This is a genomic window from Saliphagus sp. GCM10025334, from assembly GCF_042663485.1.
Classification (GTDB): domain Archaea; phylum Halobacteriota; class Halobacteria; order Halobacteriales; family Natrialbaceae; genus Natronosalvus.
The window spans coordinates 1,686,465-1,703,045 of record NZ_JBHTAF010000001.1 but is presented as its reverse complement, the minus strand read 5'-3'; the positions used below and the strand labels follow the sequence as shown (position 1 = coordinate 1,703,045).

The 16,581-nt window shown below is 66.3% G+C and carries 15 protein-coding genes; 11 read left to right on the top strand and 4 right to left on the bottom strand.

Annotated elements, in window-relative coordinates:
* Positions 1-7: 7 nt before the first annotated feature.
* Both ACFQO4_RS08020 and ACFQO4_RS08015 read right to left on the bottom strand, forming a co-directional pair.
* A complete protein-coding gene (locus ACFQO4_RS08020; RefSeq protein WP_500260379.1) occupies positions 8-517 on the bottom strand; it encodes a GNAT family N-acetyltransferase in 510 nt (169 codons plus the stop codon).
* Positions 518-633: 116 nt separating this feature from the next.
* Positions 634-2,391 (bottom strand): excinuclease ABC subunit C, encoded by a 1,758-nt coding sequence (locus ACFQO4_RS08015; protein WP_500260378.1) that lies wholly within the window; start codon positions 2,389-2,391, stop codon positions 634-636.
* Between the two features lie 177 nt (positions 2,392-2,568).
* Between ACFQO4_RS08015 and ACFQO4_RS08010 the strand changes: the two genes are divergently transcribed.
* Positions 2,569-2,736, top strand: a complete 168-nt coding sequence (locus ACFQO4_RS08010) for a DUF1059 domain-containing protein (protein ID WP_500260377.1) — start codon at positions 2,569-2,571, stop codon at positions 2,734-2,736.
* A 102-nt stretch (positions 2,737-2,838) separates the two neighbouring features.
* On the top strand, positions 2,839-3,447 hold the full coding sequence (locus ACFQO4_RS08005; RefSeq protein WP_500260376.1) for a DJ-1/PfpI family protein: 609 nt from the start codon (positions 2,839-2,841) through the stop codon (positions 3,445-3,447).
* Between the two features lie 59 nt (positions 3,448-3,506).
* On the opposite strand, the gene ACFQO4_RS08000 is transcribed toward ACFQO4_RS08005, so the two are convergent.
* Complete coding sequence (locus ACFQO4_RS08000) at positions 3,507-4,904, bottom strand: MATE family efflux transporter (RefSeq protein ID WP_500260375.1); 1,398 nt, start codon at positions 4,902-4,904, stop codon at positions 3,507-3,509.
* A 137-nt stretch (positions 4,905-5,041) separates the two neighbouring features.
* On the opposite strand from ACFQO4_RS08000, the gene lipA reads away from it, so the two are divergent.
* The 8 genes from lipA to ACFQO4_RS07960 all read left to right on the top strand — a co-directional run bounded on the left by lipA (position 5,042) and on the right by ACFQO4_RS07960 (position 14,080).
* Positions 5,042-5,998: a lipoyl synthase gene (gene lipA, locus ACFQO4_RS07995; protein WP_500260374.1), complete on the top strand. Its 957-nt coding sequence runs from the start codon at positions 5,042-5,044 to the stop codon at positions 5,996-5,998.
* Positions 5,999-6,309: 311 nt separating this feature from the next.
* Entirely contained in the window at positions 6,310-7,419 is a 1,110-nt protein-coding gene (pdhA, locus tag ACFQO4_RS07990; protein ID WP_312910837.1) for a pyruvate dehydrogenase (acetyl-transferring) E1 component subunit alpha, read from the top strand.
* Between the two features lies 1 nt (position 7,420).
* Entirely contained in the window at positions 7,421-8,407 is a 987-nt protein-coding gene (locus ACFQO4_RS07985) for an alpha-ketoacid dehydrogenase subunit beta (RefSeq protein WP_500260373.1), read from the top strand.
* Position 8,408: 1 nt separating this feature from the next.
* The gene (locus tag ACFQO4_RS07980) at positions 8,409-10,007 is read left to right on the top strand and encodes a dihydrolipoamide acetyltransferase family protein (RefSeq protein WP_500260372.1); all 1,599 of its coding nucleotides are present in this window, start codon (positions 8,409-8,411) and stop codon (positions 10,005-10,007) included.
* Between the two features lie 105 nt (positions 10,008-10,112).
* Positions 10,113-11,786 carry a Na+/H+ antiporter NhaC family protein gene (locus ACFQO4_RS07975; protein ID WP_500260371.1) on the top strand — a complete coding sequence of 558 codons (1,674 nt, stop codon included), beginning with the start codon at positions 10,113-10,115 and terminating at the stop codon, positions 11,784-11,786.
* Between the two features lie 82 nt (positions 11,787-11,868).
* On the top strand, positions 11,869-12,966 hold the full coding sequence (locus tag ACFQO4_RS07970) for a molybdopterin-dependent oxidoreductase (RefSeq protein ID WP_500260370.1): 1,098 nt from the start codon (positions 11,869-11,871) through the stop codon (positions 12,964-12,966).
* Between the two features lie 112 nt (positions 12,967-13,078).
* Complete coding sequence (locus ACFQO4_RS07965) at positions 13,079-13,753, top strand: helix-turn-helix domain-containing protein (protein WP_500260369.1); 675 nt, start codon at positions 13,079-13,081, stop codon at positions 13,751-13,753.
* Between the two features lie 75 nt (positions 13,754-13,828).
* Positions 13,829-14,080 carry a hypothetical protein gene (locus ACFQO4_RS07960; protein ID WP_500260368.1) on the top strand — a complete coding sequence of 84 codons (252 nt, stop codon included), beginning with the start codon at positions 13,829-13,831 and terminating at the stop codon, positions 14,078-14,080.
* A gap of 21 nt (positions 14,081-14,101) precedes the next feature.
* Here the strand turns inward: ACFQO4_RS07960 and uvrB are convergent, their stop codons facing one another.
* Positions 14,102-16,156: an excinuclease ABC subunit UvrB gene (gene uvrB, locus ACFQO4_RS07955; RefSeq protein WP_500260367.1), complete on the bottom strand. Its 2,055-nt coding sequence runs from the start codon at positions 16,154-16,156 to the stop codon at positions 14,102-14,104.
* 130 nt (positions 16,157-16,286) lie between these two features.
* Here uvrB and ACFQO4_RS07950 point away from each other — a divergent pair, with 130 nt between their 5' ends.
* Positions 16,287-16,568, top strand: coding sequence for a DUF7553 family protein (locus ACFQO4_RS07950; protein ID WP_500260366.1), 282 nt, complete (start codon positions 16,287-16,289; stop codon positions 16,566-16,568).
* The last annotated feature ends 13 nt before the right edge of the window (positions 16,569-16,581 follow it).

Sequence of the window (16,581 nt, the reverse complement as noted above, 5' to 3'; positions counted from 1 at the left end):
CGAGACGTCACTCGAGATCGAGTGTGTAGACGACCTCCTGGCGGGACTCGCCGCCGATATCGACCGTCCCCTCGCCGGTTTTCTCGAACCCCAGATCCTCGTAGAACGCCCGCCCGTCGGCGTTCGACGCGAGGTCGATCGCCCGCATGCGACGCATGTTGAAGTCCTCAAGGTTCTCGCGGAGGCGCTCGTGGAGGGCCGTGCCGATACCTTCGCGCTGGTGGTCGGGGTGGACGTACAGTCGGAGGACGTCGCCCTCGTCCTCCTGAACGACGCCGTGGGCGACACCCACGATTCCCACTTCTCTACCCGCTTCTTCACCCGCTTCGGCGACCAGCATCGTCGTGCCGGGCGTCGAGAGCGCGCGCTCGAGTTCCTCGTCGCTGTACCAGGCGTCGACGGTCTCGTCGATCACGTCGGGTTCGAGTTCCGCGTACGTGTCGTGCCAGGTTTCGCGAGCGAGTTCGCGGATGGCCTCGCGGTCGTCGGCCGTGGCCGGGCGAATGTCGGTGTCCATACGCGACCCACGTCATCGAGTACCAAAGAGGTGACCGGGACTCGAGGTCGAGACGTCCCTCGATCCGTATCCCTACGGCTCTACGAACCGTTCACAGCCGATCTCACCGGTTACGCTCACAGGCGCTCCTTCACCGTCTGCGCCGTTCGCTCGCCCACGCCAGGAACGCTCTGCAGGTCCTCGAGGCTCGCCGCCCGGACGTTCTCGACGCTGCCGAACCGTCCCAGCAGTCGCTTTCGCGTCTCCGGCCCGATTCCCGGGACGTCGTCGAGCACCGTCGAGACCTCGTCGCGTAGCGTCTGGTGATACTGGACGGCGAAGCGGTGGGCCTCGTCGCGCACGCGCTGGAGCAGGTGGAGGTGCGGAGCGTCCCGCGGCCAGTCGTACTCCCGGTCGGGCGTGACGACGCGCTCTTCGGCTTTCGCCAGTCCGATGGCGGGCACGTCCCAGCCTGTCTCCTCGAGGGCCTCGAGTGCCGCCTCCAGCTGTCCTCGACCCCCGTCGATCACCAGCAGGTCCGGGTCGGATCGGTCGTCCCGCCCGTCGAGCGCGCGCTCGGCCCGCCAGGTGACGAGTCGGCGCATGTTGGCGTAGTCGTCGTTCTCGTCGGTGAGCTTCTTCCGGCGGTAGCCCGACTTGTCGGCGCTCCCGTCGTCGAACGCAACGTTGCTGCCGACCGCAGAGGTCCCCTGGGCGTGGCTCACGTCGAACCCCTCGAGTCGCCTTGCCCGCTCGAGACCCAGCGCGTCGGCGAGCATGCCGCACTCGTCTCGTCGGCCGACGTTCTGGCGGGCGTTCTTCAGCGCCAATTCGACGAGTTTCGCCTCGCGGCCGGCGCCCGGCACGCGGACAGCCACGCCCTCGGCCTCGAGCCAGGCGGCAACCTCCGGATCGCCGTGGCGCTCGGGGAGCAACAGTGCGTCCGGTAGCTGTCGCTCGGCGTAGTACTGGACCAGGAACGCCGCGAGGACGGCGGGGACGGCGCTCTCGGCTCCCTCGTCGGTCGCGGGTGCCTCGAGCGTGTGGCGGTCGCGGTCGACCAATTTGCCGCGGTCGGAGCGCAGGCGGGCGACGGTCGCGTCCTCGCCGCGAATCGCGACGCCGACGACGTCGACGAGGTGTTCCTGGCTCTCGCCCATCGACTGGACGGCGTCGTCGGCGTCCCCGTGGAACGCCTCGACGGTCTCGAGGCGGTCCCGGAGGTGGGCCGCGCGCTCGAACTGCTGGCCCTCGGCGGCGGCCTCCATCCCCCGCCGGAGGGGGTCCGTGAGCACGCCCGTCTCGCCCTCGAAGAAGCGGACGGCCGACTGCACGTCCTCGCGGTAGCTCTCGAGGTCGATCTCGCGGGTGCAGGGGGCGGTGCAGAGCCCCATCTCGTAGTCGAGGCAGGGGCGGTCGCGGCCCGCGTACTTGTTGTCCGAGCAGCCGCGCAGACCGTAGGTCTCCCGCAGCGCTTTGACGACGGTCTCGAGCCGTCCCTTGTTCGTGAACGGGCCGAAGACGGTCGCGGCCTCGGCCGGGTCGCGGGTGATTTCGATCCGCGGGGCCTCGTGGGCCGTCAGCTGGACCATCGGGTAGGACTTGTCGTCCTTCAGCCGGACGTTGTACCGGGGCTGGTGGCGCTTGATCAGGTTCGCCTCGAGCAACAGCGCCTGGGTCTCGGTGTCGGTGACGGCGATCTCGAGGTCGTCGGCACGGTCGACCATCCGTCGGATACGGGCGCTCCGGGGGTCGGCGTACGAACGCACTCGTGAGCGGAGGTCGACGGCCTTGCCGACGTACAGCGTCGTTTCGTCGTCACGGTCGCGGAACTGGTAGACGCCGGGCTCTCGAGGGAGGTCGCTGGCTCGCTCGCGAAGCGTCTCGGCGTCCATCGCTATCGACGCCTCTAGCGGGGCGAGGGGTTTCAGTGTACCGTCCCCGGACGACGCCGCCGCGTTCGTCGGATGGTCCGGAGTCTTCGCTCCGAGTGACTGTCATTCTCGCCTCCGACAACCGTTATTGCGGTCGATGGTGTGGAAATCTCTGCCGGCGCGAGGCGAGTGATTCCTATGGTCAAAGAGGTACAATGCAAAGATGCAGGGTTCGAGGACTGTGACTTCGTCATCCGGGACGAAAACGAGGACGAGATGGTCGACCTCGTCCAGCAACACGCCGAACAGACGCACGACAAGTCCGTCTCTCGAGACGACGTCAAGGGCCTGATGCACGACGTATAGACGGACGACCGTCCTTTTATCGTCGGCTCGAGGCGGAAAGAGTCGACATTTCGTCATCCGGAACGCGAAACACGCTTCGTCTCGAGGCCCCTCCTCGAGCACATGTCCGACGCCGATTCCACGACGACGGTCGAGATCGTCCTCTTTCCCGGCTTCGACGAACTCGACGCCATCGGCCCCTTCGAGGTATTCCAGAACGGCGCCCGAGCCGGTGCGCCCCTCGAGACGAAACTCGTCACCCTCGAGTCCGTCGATCGGGTTCGAGCGAGCCACGGCCTGCGCGTCGAGCCCGACGACACTCTGGGCGATCCAGACGTACTCGTCGTCCCGGGCGGGGGCTGGACGAGCGACGACGGGGGCGTCAGTCGTATAATCGACGAGGGTCGCCTTCCGGAGGCCGTCGCCGACCGTCACGCCGATGGCGCCGTCGTCGCGTCGATCTGCACGGGCGCGATGGTACTCGCCGATGCGGGCCTGCTGGACGGTCGGCCCGCCGTCACGCACCGGGTTGCTCTCGAGGCCCTCGAGGCGGTCGCTGACGTGCGCTCGGCGCGTGTCGTCGACGACGGCGACGTGTTGACCGCGGGCGGCGTCACGTCGGGAATCGACCTGGCGCTGTGGTTCCTCGAGCGCGAGTTCGGCGAGGCGGTCGCGGCGGCGGTCACGGAGGAGATCGAACACGAGCGTCGAGGAGCGATCGTCACGCACTGAGGGGGTGGCCTCGTCTTCGAGGGACCGAGCGTCGAGGGAGCCAGAGAAATGAAAGCCGGTCAATCGGTACTCGAGGCCGCGACGTCGACCGCGCGCTGGTTCATCCCGGAGCCGGTCTCGTACCAGTAGTACAGTCCCAGTCCGACGGCCACGGCGACGTTCGAAATCGTCACGGCCCAGAAAGCGGCGACCGGTCCCATGCCGAGCACGTAGATCCCGAGGGCGGCGACCGGGAGGCGAACGGCCCAGTACTGACAGAGCGTGGCGACGAAACTGGTCCGCGTCCGTCGGGCGCCGTTGAACCCGGCCATCAGCAGGTAGTTCGCACCGATGGCCCAGTAACCGTAGGCGAGGATCTCGAGGTACGCGACGGTGTGGGCGACCTCGTCGGGCGTCGCGTCGGGCACGAAGACCGTCGTCAGTATCTCGGGAACGAGCCACTGGACTGCGCCGACGACGGTGAGGGCACCCGCGGCGATGGCGACGCCGACCCAGGTCGTCCTGGTCGCCCGTCCTGGATTCTCGGCACCGAGATTTTGTCCGATGACGCTCTGAGCGGCCTGCTGGAGGCCCTGGGCGGGGATGAAGGCGATGGAGGCGACTCGGGCGCCGATGGTGTAGGCGGCGACGGCGGCCGACCCGCCCGCGACGGCGACGATGGCGACCATCAACACGCGAACGGACTGGCTCGCGATGTACTGGCCGGCGTTCGGCCAGCCGACGTCGACGATCTCGCGGGCGTCCTCGAGGTCGAAGCCGATATCACGGAGCCCGATCCGGAAGTCGTCCCGGCCGTAGACGGCGAGGCCGACCGCGAAGAAGAAGCCCGCCGTGTAGCCGATGGCGGTCGCGGCGGCCGCTCCCTCGACGCCGAGTTCTGGGAACACCCACCAGCCGAAGATGAGGAACGGGTCGAGGGCGACGTTGACGACCACGGTGGCGACGTTGATGTAGAGCGCTGCACGGGCGTCGCCCCAGCCGACGAAGCCCGACTCGAGGGCGTCGCTGGCGGTCGCGAGCGGAATGCCGAGTGCAATGACTGCGAGGTAAGCGGCGGCGGCCTCGATGACCTGGGGTTCGGCCGCGAACAGCCCCATGACGTCACGCGCGAAGACGAACGCGACGATGCCGAGGATGGTTCCGCCGATCAGGCCGACGACGGTGCCGGTGACGGCGACGCGGCGGGCCCCCTCGAGGTTCTCGGCGCCGACGCGCTGGGCGACGACGACCTGCGTGCCCACGGAGATGCCGATGGCGACGGTGAACAGCAGGGCAATGATCGGGAAGTTCAACCCGACGGCTGCGATGGCGTCGCCGCCCAGTCGGCCGAGCCAGAAGACGTCGATCACCTGGTTGGCGACGTGGACGAGGTTCTGGACGAGCAGCGGCGCGGCGAGTACGAGGAGGACTTTCGGGAGGGAGCCGTTCGAAATTTCCTCACGCGAAGCGGATAGCATCGTCAGTGACCTGTTACATTGGCACACGGGACGTAATATAACTGTTCATTCACGTTGGTGCATTGTCTCAACGGAACGGCGGCCGAATTTCGACGAGAACCACCACGACTTTTCACCATCGCCGTCCAGGATCAGGTATGAGTCGCTCGCGAAAGCCCGACTGGCTGAAGATGCGGCCGCCGTCGGGCCGGGAGTTCACCGGGATCAAGGAGACGTTGCGCGAGCACGACCTCAACACCGTCTGTGAGGAGGCGAACTGCCCGAACCTGGGCGAGTGCTGGAGCGGCCGAAACGGAACGGGCGAATCGGACAGCGGCGGCACGGCGACGTTCATGCTGATGGGCCATCGCTGCTCGCGCGGGTGTAACTTTTGTGACGTCGAGACCGGCGGGATGGAACCGCTCGACCCGGACGAACCCGAGAACGTCGGGAAGGCCATCGCCGAGATCGGCCTCGACTACGTCGTCCTGACGAGCGTCGACCGCGACGACCTCCCCGACCAGGGCGCCGGCCACTTCGCGCGAACGATCCGCGAGATCAAGAAGCGACACCCGGGCATCCTCGTCGAGGTCCTCATTCCCGACTTCCAGGGTGAGGAACGCCTCGTCCGAAAGATCATCGACGCCCAGCCGGACGTCATCGCCCACAACGTCGAGACGGTCGAGCGTCTACAGTTCCCGGTCCGAGACCGTCGGGCCGGCTACGAACAGAGCCTGGGCGTGCTCGAGCAGGTCGAACGCGAGTCGGACATCTACACCAAGACGTCGATCATGCTCGGCCACGGCGAGTACGACCACGAGGTCTACCAGACGCTGGCCGACCTCCGCGAGCGCGGAGTCGACATCATCACGCTCGGTCAGTACCTCCAGCCGTCGCTGAGTCACCTCGAGGTCAAGCGCTACGATCACCCGGACAAGTACGAGACCTGGCGACGGGTCGCTGAGGAGGAACTCGGCTTCCTGTACTGTGCCAGCGGGCCGATGGTTCGCTCGTCGTACAAGGCCGGCGAACTGTTCGTCGACGCCGTGCTTCGGGAGGGCAAGAGCGTCGAGGACGCTCGAGCGAGCGCTCGTCGGAGCCCCGCGTCGAACTGAGCGGTCTCTCGCCCCGCGATTCCATCACCTTTCAGACGCGATTCGACATCGTACCGGGCCGCCGCACGGGCGGTTCGCTCCTGAAACCTGCTCGAGCGACGAACATCCGTCCAGTAACGTGGAGATAATCCGTGATACTCCAAACTATTCTCGCGATTCCTCGCGTTTATTTGGACGATCGGTCGCTCTCATCCGAAAACAACGGCGAACTTTGGTAATCAATGGCAAGAATCGTGCTGATAGTAAATTATTTACGAAACTCCTTTAACGTGAGCGATAGACCATTAGGGTATGCGAAGGTGGGTATACCCGTGAGCACGCTACAGCACGACCCCAGTGATCGAGTACAGGTACTCGACGACGACGGTCGCGTCCTCGAGGGCGTCGAGGTACCGGATCTCGACGAATCCGAGTTCCTCGAGCTCTACGAGCAGATGAAACTCGCCCGCCACTTCGACCAGCGGGCGGTGAGTCTCCAGCGACAGGGTCGCATGGGGACGTACCCGCCGCTGTCGGGCCAGGAGGGCGCCCAGATCGGAAGCGCCCACGCCCTGGACGACGAGGACTGGCTTTTCCCGAGTTACCGCGAGCACGGGGCGGCGCTCGTTCGCGGCCTCTCGTTGAAACAGACCCTGCTCTACTGGATGGGCCACGAGGAGGGCAACGCGGTTCCCGAAGAACAGAACATCTTCACGGTCGCCGTGCCCATCGCGACCCAGATTCCCCACGCCACCGGGGCCGCCTGGGCCTCCCGACTGCGAGGCGAGGAGAAGGCGTTCCTCTGTTACTTCGGCGACGGCGCCACGAGCGAGGGCGACTTCCACGAAGGGCTGAACTTCGCGGGGGTCTTCGACGCGCCGGCCGTCTTCTTCTGTAACAACAACCAGTGGGCCATCTCGGTGCCTCGAGAGCGCCAGACCGCGAGTGACACCATCGCCCAGAAGGCCAAAGCCTACGGGTTCGAGGGCGTCCAGGTCGACGGGATGGACCCGCTGGCCGTCTACAAGGTGACCCGCGATGCCATCCAGAAGGCCAAGAATCCGGGCGAGGGCGAACTTCGGCCGACGCTCATCGAGGCGGTCCAGTACCGCTTCGGGGCCCACACCACCGCCGACGACCCCTCGGTCTACCGCGACGACGAGGAGGTCGAACGCTGGAAACAGAAGGATCCGATCCCGCGCATGGAGACGTTCCTGCGCGAACACGGGATGCTCGACGACGAGCGCGCCGACGCGATCGAAGAGCGCGTCACCGACGCGGTCGCAGACGCGATCGACGCCGCCGAAGCCGTCGAGCGGCCGGACCCCGAGGAAATCTTCTCGCAGGTCTACGCCGAGATGCCGCGCCGACTCGCGGAACAACGCGAGTGGTTCGAACGGATTCGCGAACAGTACGGAGACGACGCGCTACTGGAGGACTAACATGGCAGCAGAATCTGAAAACCTCACGCTGGTACAGGCGGTCCGCGACGGACTGCGTCAGGAGATGGAACGGGACGAAGACGTCGTCGTCATGGGCGAGGACGTCGGGAAGAACGGCGGGGTCTTCCGGGCGACGGAAGGGCTCTACGACGAGTTCGGCGAGGACCGGGTCATCGACACGCCGCTTGCCGAATCGGGCATCGTCGGGACGGCTATCGGGATGGCCGCCTACGGGCTTCGCCCCGTCCCCGAGATGCAGTTCCTCGGCTTCATCTACCCCGCCTTCGACCAGATCGTCTCCCACGCCGCGCGCCTGCGAACCCGATCGCGCGGTCGCTTCACCTGCCCGATGGTCATCCGCGCGCCCTACGGCGGTGGAATCCGGGCGCCCGAGCACCACTCCGAGTCGAGCGAAGCGATGTTCGTCCACCAGCCCGGCCTCAAGGTCGTCATCCCCTCGACGCCCTACGACACGAAGGGGCTGCTCACGAGCGCGATTCGGAGCCCCGATCCGGTCATCTTCCTCGAGCCCAAGCTCATCTACCGGGCGTTCCGCGAGGAGGTGCCCGACGAGCCCTACGAGGTGCCGATCGGCGAGGCGGCCGTCCGCCGCGAGGGGTCCGATATTTCGGTGTTCACCTACGGCGCGATGACCCGCCCGACGCTCGAGGCTGCAGAGAACCTCGAGGGCGAGATCGACGTCGAGGTCGTCGACCTCCGTACGGTCTCCCCGCTGGACATCGACACCATCGTCGAGTCGTTCAAGAAGACCGGCCGCGGCGCAGTCGTCCACGAGGCGCCGAAGACGAACGGCATGGGCGCCGAGATCGCGGCGACCATCCAGGAGGAGGCCCTGATGTACCAGGAGGCGCCGATCCAGCGCATCAGCGGGTTCGACACGCCGTTCCCGCTGTACGCGCTCGAGGACTACTACCTGCCCGAACCGGCCCGCATCGAGACGGGAATCCGGGACGCGATGGATTACTGACATGGCTCGAGAGTTCAAACTTCCCGACGTGGGCGAGGGCGTGGCCGAGGGCGAACTGGTCTCGTGGCTGGTCGAACCCGGGGACACGGTCAGCGAGGACCAGCCAGTCGCCGAGGTCGAGACCGACAAGGCGCTGGTCGAGGTTCCCTCGCCGTACAACGGCACGGTCGCGGAACTTCGCGCCGAGGAAGGTGAAATGGTCCCGGTCGGCGACGTGATCATCACGTTCAACGTCGAGGGCGAGGCGGACGAGGCGGAAGCCGAGACCGGAACTGAAACGGAAACCGAAGCAGACGCCGACCAGACGGAGACGGCCGACTCGAGGTCGACCGAATCCACGGACGCAGCGGCCGACACCGAATCCGTCGACGTCCCCGAGGGCCGCGTCTTCGCCCCGCCGCGAGTTCGAAAACTCGCCCGCGAACAGGGCGTCGACATCTCGACGGTCCAGGGTAGCGGTCCCGGTGGTCGGATCACCGAGGGCGACGTCGAGGCAGCTGCGGGTGTAGGTGGCTCGAGCGACAGTGGTGCCGAATCCGCCGAGACCGCTCCGGCGGAGCCGACCGAGGGAACCGGCGGCGTCGACGCTGCCGCGGGTGCCCACGGCGAGACCGAGTCGGGAGCAGGAACGGGCACGGGCACGGGAACTGGGGCGAGCGCCTCGAGCGCTCCGTCCGTCGAATCGGCCGACCGCGACCGCACGCTGGCCGCTCCCGCCACTCGCCGCGTCGCGGAGGAGCAGGGGGTCGATATCAATGCCGTCCCCGCCACGGAAGAGCGCGACGGGGAGGCGTTCGTCACACCGGAGGCCGTGATGGAGTACGCGGAGGCCCAGCAGCGCGCCCAGGAGGCCGACGCTGCCGCAGTCGCAACCGGCGAGACCGGTCCGCGAGAGACCCGAGAGCCGTTCAAGGGCGTTCGCAAGACCATCGCCGATGCGATGGAGCGCTCGAAGTACACGGCACCGCACGTCACCCACCACGACGAGGTCGACGTGACGAAACTCGTCGAGGCTCGCGAACGGCTCAAGCCGGTGGCCGAGGAACAGGGCATTCGGCTGACCTACATGCCGTTCATCATGAAGGCGGTCGTCGCGGCGCTCAAGGAGTTCCCGGAGATGAACGCCATGATCGACGACGAGAACCAGGAGATCGTCCACCGCAACTACTACAACATCGGCGTCGCGGCCGCGACCGACGCCGGGTTGATGGTTCCGGTCGTCGAGGACGCCGACCACAAGGGCATGCTCCAGCTCTCTTCGGAAACGGACGAACTGGTGACGAAGGCTCGAGAGCGCACCATCAGCCCGGACGAACTCCGTGGCTCGACGTTCACCATCACGAACATCGGTGGTATCGGCGGCGAGTACGCCACGCCGATTCTCAACTACCCCGAGGCGGGCATCCTCGCGGTCGGCGAGATCAAACGCAAGCCCCGCGTCGTCACCGACGACGAGGGCAACGAATCGATCGAACCCCGCTCGGTCATGACGCTCTCGCTGTCGTTCGACCACCGCCTCATCGACGGCGCCGAGGGCGCGGCGTTCACCAACGAGGTCATGCGGTACCTCGAGAACCCCGAACTCCTGTTGCTCGAGTAGCGCACTCGAGCGTTCTTCTCCGCGAAACTGGGCTGTTAGTCTGTCAGTGACTCGAAGATTGCGATTACGCATCGTTTAAATACCACTAGCGTGCTCCGTGTGTACATGGTACAACCACACCCATTCGGCGCGTGGTCGCTCCTGCCGCCGTTGCTGGCGATCATGCTCGCCATCCTCACCCGTCGGGCCATGCTCTCGCTGTTTCTGGGCGTCTGGTCCGGGGGCGTGCTCATCGCCTGGGACAACGCAGAGAGCGCCCTCGACATCGCCGCCGTCCCGTTCGTCGGCGTAATCGAAGCGTTCGGCTGGATCGTCGCCTCGTTCGGAGACGACACGTTCCACGCCGAGATCATCACGTTCACGTTCCTGCTGGGCGCCGGTATCGCCCTCACGTGGCGAATGGGCGGCTCGATCGCCATCGCCCGCGCCGCGACCGACCGGGTCGACTCCCATCGGCGGGTCGGCCTGGCCGCCTGGTTGCTCGGGTTGGTGTGGTTCTTTGACGACTACGCTAATACGGCCATAGTCGGCTCCGCGGTGAAGGACATCGCCGACGAGATGCGGATGTCCCGGGAGAAACTGGCCTACATCCTCGACTCGACGGCCGCGCCGGTGGCGACCTTCGGCATCTCGAGTTGGGTCGCCTTTCAGATTAGCCTCATCGAGAACGAGTATCAGAACATCGACGGCGAGACGCCCTCGGCCGTGGCGACGTTCCTCTGGTCGATCCCCTTCAACGTCTACTGTCTGCTGGCGCTCTTGATGGTTCTGATCGTCGTCCTCACCCGCCGGGACTTCGGGGAGATGCTCACCGCGGAAACGCGAGCCAGGGACACGGGGAACGTCACGCGCGAGGACGCCACCCCGCTCCAGAGCATGAAGGAGGACCTCGGCGAGCCGATCGTCGAGGATCCCCTGGTGCGAACGTTCGTCGTGCCGGTCGCCGTCCTCGTGACCGTCGTCATGGGCGGGGCGGCGATCACCGGCTTCCAGGCCGCCGGGGTCACGCCCGCCGAGGCCGCATCCGGCGGCGACGCGCTCATCACCCTCGTGGACAACGTGAACTTCACAGGCGCGCTCGTCTGGGGCTCGTTCGCCATGGTCGCGACCGCCGTCGCGATGGCGCTGTACTACGACGTAATGAGTCTAGAGGAGTCGATGGAGACCGTCCTCGACGGGTTCGGGATCATGCTCACCGCCGTCAGCATCCTCGTCCTGGCGTGGTCGATCGGGACCGTCGCGGAGGTGCTCGAGACCGGCCGGTACGTCACCGACATCGCCGCCGGCTTCATCACGCCGACGCTGCTCCCGGTCGTCGTGTTGCTGACGACGGCCGTGATCGCCTTCTCGATCGGCACCTCGTGGGGGACGATGGGAATCGTGACGCCGGTCGCCATCCCGCTGGCCTACGAGGTCGGTAACGGCTCGCCGGAAGTGCTGGCGCTCGCCGTCGGGACCGTGTTTTCGGGGGCCATCTTCGGCGACCACTGTTCGCCTATCTCGGACACGACGATCCTCTCCTCGACGTTCGCCGGTGCCGACCACATCGACCACGTTCGGACCCAGCTGTACTACGCGGTTACGGTGATCTTCGTCGCACTGATCGTCTACCTGGCGTACGGTCTGTTCGGCCTCTCGCCGTTCGTCCTGGTGCCCCTCGGCGCGATTCTGCTCGTCGGTCTCGTGTACGCCCTCTCGGAACTCGACGCCGGCCGTAAGAACATCTCTGCCAAGCCGTTCGCCGGAACCCAGCGTCGAGAAGCCCCTGGTGACGACTGACGGTTCCGGGCCGCTCGAGTGAACTGCCGCCACGACCACGGTTCGTCGCGCTCTTCTTATCGTGTGAACTCGTATCACGAGCATGGGCTTCAGGCCACCAGCGGTTTTCAGCACAGCCGTCGACGCCCTCCAGCCACCGCCGCGGCTCGTCGACTGGTCGATCTTCGCAATCGTCGTGCTCGAGGCTGTCTCGGGACTGCTCTCGTTCACCGTCGGCAAGCCGGAGGGGTGGCCGCTCTTCTGGCTCCACCGAATTCTCGGCCTGACGCTCGTCGCCTTGCTGGGATTCAAACTCGCCAGGGTTCGTCACCGACTGACGAACCGCCACCTGTGGCGTCGCTCTACCGCCCTGTCAGTGCTCACCCTGGTCGCGGCGACGGGCGCAGTCGGAACGGGCGTCGTCTGGGTGTTCGGTGTGGACGCTCGCATCGCGTACTGGACCCTGCTGAGCGTCCACGTTGGCTTCGGCCTCGCGCTCGTTCCCCTGATGGCGTGGCACCTCGTGACCCGGTTTCGACTCCCGCGCCGGCGCGACTTCGACCGTCGCCGGACGACGCTCGCCTACGGGACGTTGCTGCTCGGCGGGGCCGCCGCGTATCGGGTCCAGGAGGGCGCCAACCGACTCCTCGAGACCCGCGGCGCAGACCGGCGGTTCACGGGCTCACAGCCGCGACGCGGCGACGGGAACGCGAGTTTTCCGGTTACCTCGTGGGTCGCGGACGACCCCGATCCGATCGACCGGGCCGAGTGGACGCTGTCCGTTCAGGGTGAGGTCGAAACGCCCCTCGAGCTCGAGGACGGCGCGGACGAATTGGTCCCGAACAATTCCGACGAAGCGCTCCTCGACTGCACGAGCGGCTGGTACACCGTCCAGCGCTGGAGCGGCGTCCGTGTCGGCGACCTGCTCGAGGAAGCCGGTGCCCGGGCAGACGCCCGATACGTCCGGTTCATCTCGGTGACCGGCTACCGGTGGTCGCTCCCGATCGAGGAAGCCCGGGACGCGTTGCTCGCGACGCACGTCGGCGGCGAACCGTTGAGCCACGGTCACGGGGCGCCGATGCGACTCGTGGCGCCCGGTCGTCGCGGCTTCCAGTGGGTGAAGTGGGTCGAGCGAGTCGAGGTCCGTCGACGCGGCGATCCAGCCCAGTGGCTCGCGACGCTGGTGAGTGGGTTCGAGTGAGACGCGCTCGAGTGTCGAGTGAGGATAGTGGGACCGCCGACCCGCCAGTCTCGACGGTTCAGTGGCGGATTCCTGGCGACTCCTTTTACGGGTCGGACCCATCAGTCGCCGCATGAGCATCGTAACCGAGTTCACGCTCCCGGCCGAGGCGTTCGCCCTCGAGGAGGCACTCGAGACGGTCCCGGACCTCACAATCGAGGTCGAGCGCCTCGCCACCCACAGCCGCGAGTGGGTCATGCCGTTCCTGTGGGTGACTGCCGACGACCTCGACGCGGCGGAAGCGGCGATGCGGGCCGATTCCTCGGTTACAAAACTGAAGACGATCGATCGCACCGGTAACGTCGGCTACTTCAACGTCCACTGGACCGAACGCGTCCAGGAACTGATCGACCAGGTCGTCGACCAACACGGCATCGTCCAGGAAGCAGCAGCGACGAACGGGACCTGGTATCTCAAACTCCAGTTCGTCGGGCAGGGGCGACTCGAGTCGTTCCAGCACTACTTCGACGAACGGGGCTACTCCTTCGAACTCCAGCGGCTCTACGAGGTGACGGACCCGAAGGAACGCGAGTACGACCTGACGCCCCAGCAACGGGAGGCGATGATCACCGCGCTCGAGATGGGCTACTTCGCCGTCCCGCGCGAGACGCAGATCGCCGAACTGGCGGACGCCCTCGACATCTCGACGAACGCCGTCTCACAGCGGCTCCGTCGGGCGACGAACAACCTCACCAGAAATACGCTCACGGTATCCTCGGAGCGGGCGGAGGACCTCGAGCGATCATGACCCCATCCTCGGGTATATAAGTAGCTTCTAACTCAAAGCAGTTCGGCTTTCCTCGTTCCCGTGATGGAGTATACTATGGCCGAGCCGCCACGGTCGAAGACGAGCGTCGAGCCCTCCTCGCAGTCCGAACCGCGGCCGAATGGAGTCGACAGACCGGACGAGAGCGAAAGCGACGTCAAAGAAAACGGAAAACGAAAGGTCGCGGCCGCCTGCCAATCCTGTTCGAACGTCTACGCCGCTCAGTTGTGGCCCGACGGGACGGTACAGCCGATCGGCCGGCGAACGGGCTGTCGATGCGGGTGCAAAGAGTTCGACGTCATCGAGTGAGCAGCAGCGAGGGTGGAGCCGCTAGAACTCTTCGGCTGGCGGGGCGACACCCTCGTCCTTCCCCCCGAGGTCGAACTCTTCGCGAACCTCCCGCAACCGATCCCGGATGTCCGCCGCGAGCTCGAACTCGAGATTGCTCGCTGCCTCTTGCATGCGATCCTCGAGTTCGGCGACATAGCGGGCGGCGTCCTCTTCGTCCTCGAGGTCGGTCCCGGCGACGCTCGAGGTGTCAGTCTTGCTCCCGGGCAGGTTGGTCTCGCCGACTTCCTTCTCGATGGTCATCGGCTCGTGGCCGTGTTCTTCGTTGAACTCGCGTTGAATCTCGCGACGGCGCCGCGTCTCCTCGATGGCCGACTCCATCGCGTTCGAGACTTCGTCGGCGTACAGCACGACCTCGCCGTTGACGTTGCGGGCCGCCCGCCCCATCGTCTGGACGAGCGTGGTCTCGGATCGGAGGAACCCCTCCTGGTCGGCGTCCAGGATCGCCACGAGGGAGACCTCGGGAATGTCCAGGCCCTCCCGCAGGAGGTTGATGCCGACGAGGACGTCGATCTCCCCGAGGCGGAGGGAGCGAACGATCTCGTGCCGCTCGAGGGTATCCGTCTCGTCGTGCATGTAGGCGACGTCGACGCCCGCCTCTTCGAGGTACTCGGTCAGGTCCTCGGCCATTCGCTTGGTCAACGTCGTCACGAGGGTTCGCTCGTCGCGGTCGATGCGGGCGTCGATGCGGTCCATGAGGTCGTCGACCTGACCGGTCGCGGGGGCAACCTCGACCTCAGGATCGACGAGGTACGTGGGGCGAACGATCTGTTCGACGATCTGGTCGCTCTCCTCGCGCTCGTAGTCACCTGGCGTCGCGGAGACGTACAGCGTCTTGTCGGTTCGCTCCTCGAACTCCTCGAACGTAAGCGGGCGATTGTCGTAGGCGGTCGGGAGTCGAAAGCCGTTCTCGACCAGCGAGTCCTTCCGGGACTTGTCGCCGGCGTACTGGCCCCGAACCTGGGGCAGCGTGACGTGAGACTCGTCGACTACGGTGAGGAAGTCGTCCGGGAAGTAATCCAGCAGGGTGTAGGGCGTGTCGCCGGGGTCGCGGTCGTCGAGGTACACCGAGTAGTTCTCGATGCCCGAGCAATAGCCCGTCTCCTCCATCATCTCGAGGTCGAACGTGGTTCGTTCCTCGATTCGCTGGGCGGCGAGCAGGTCGCCCTTGCGCTCGAAGTACGAAATCCGCGAGTCGAGGTCGTCTCGAATCTCCTCGACGGCTTGCTCGAGACGAGTCTCGGGCATCGAGTAGTGCTCGGCGGGGTGGACGAGGACGGCGGGTTCGGTGCTCTTGACCTCGCCCTCGAGCGGGTCGACCTTGAGCATGCGGTCAATTTCGTCGCCCCAGAACTCGACACGGACGGCGTAGCGGCCGTACATCGGGAAGATCTCGATGGTGTCGCCGCGAACCCGGAACGTCCCCTGGGAGAAGTCGACGTCGTTGCGCTCGTAGTTCAGGTCGACCAGCCGCTTCAACAACTCGTCTCGGCCGATCTCCTCGCCCGTCTCGAGGCGCATCGCCATCTCGACGTAGTTTCGCGGGTCACCGAGTCCGTAGATAGCCGAGACCGAGGCGACGACGATCACGTCGTCTCGCGTGAGCAGAGAGCGCGTCGCTGAGTGACGGAGGCGGTCGATCTCGTCGTTGATCGAGGCGTCCTTGTCGATGTAGGTGTCGGTCTGCTCGACGTAGGCCTCGGGCTGGTAGTAGTCGTAGTAGGAGACGAAGTACTCGACGGCGTTGTCGGGGAACAGGTTCCGGAACTCTTCGTAGAGCTGGGCGGCCAGGGTCTTGTTGTGGGCGATGACAAGCGTCGGCTCCTGGACCTCCTCCATCACCCACGAGACGGTGTTGGTCTTGCCCGACCCCGTCACGCCGAGCAGCGTCTGGCGGTCCATGCCGTCGGCGAAGCCCGCTGCCAGCTGTTCGATCGCCTCGGGCTGGTCGCCCGCGGGCTCGAACGGGGCGTCGACCGCGAACGGTTTCGCGGCCTCGGGTCGATCCGGCTGGAGGGGGCCTCGAGTGTCGCTCATCGTATCCGTGACCAGGGGCTCGGGCTACGTAAGCCGCTCGTCTGACGGCCGCGGTTGGCGGGCCCGCCGACTGAGGCCGCCGTGCATATGCCGCCCCCACGTCTTTGACGCCGGTCGTCGTCGAGAACGTATGTCCAGTTCCAGCGGAGACGCCGACTTACAGCAGGCTCGAGCCGACCTCGAGCTGGCGACCGAGACCGCCGGCGACGACGTACGGGAGACGATCCGGGATACGGCGGCCGCCTTCGCCGAAATCGCCGCCAGCGAGGGAGAGGCCGATCATGCCGTCTTCGACGAACACCTCAACGCACTCAGACAGGCGCGACGTGAGTCCGACGCCGAGACGGCGGACCGACTCGAGGGCGCCATCGAACACGCCGAGAGCTATCGCCAGCGCCTCGAGCACGCGTGAACCCTCTCGAGGA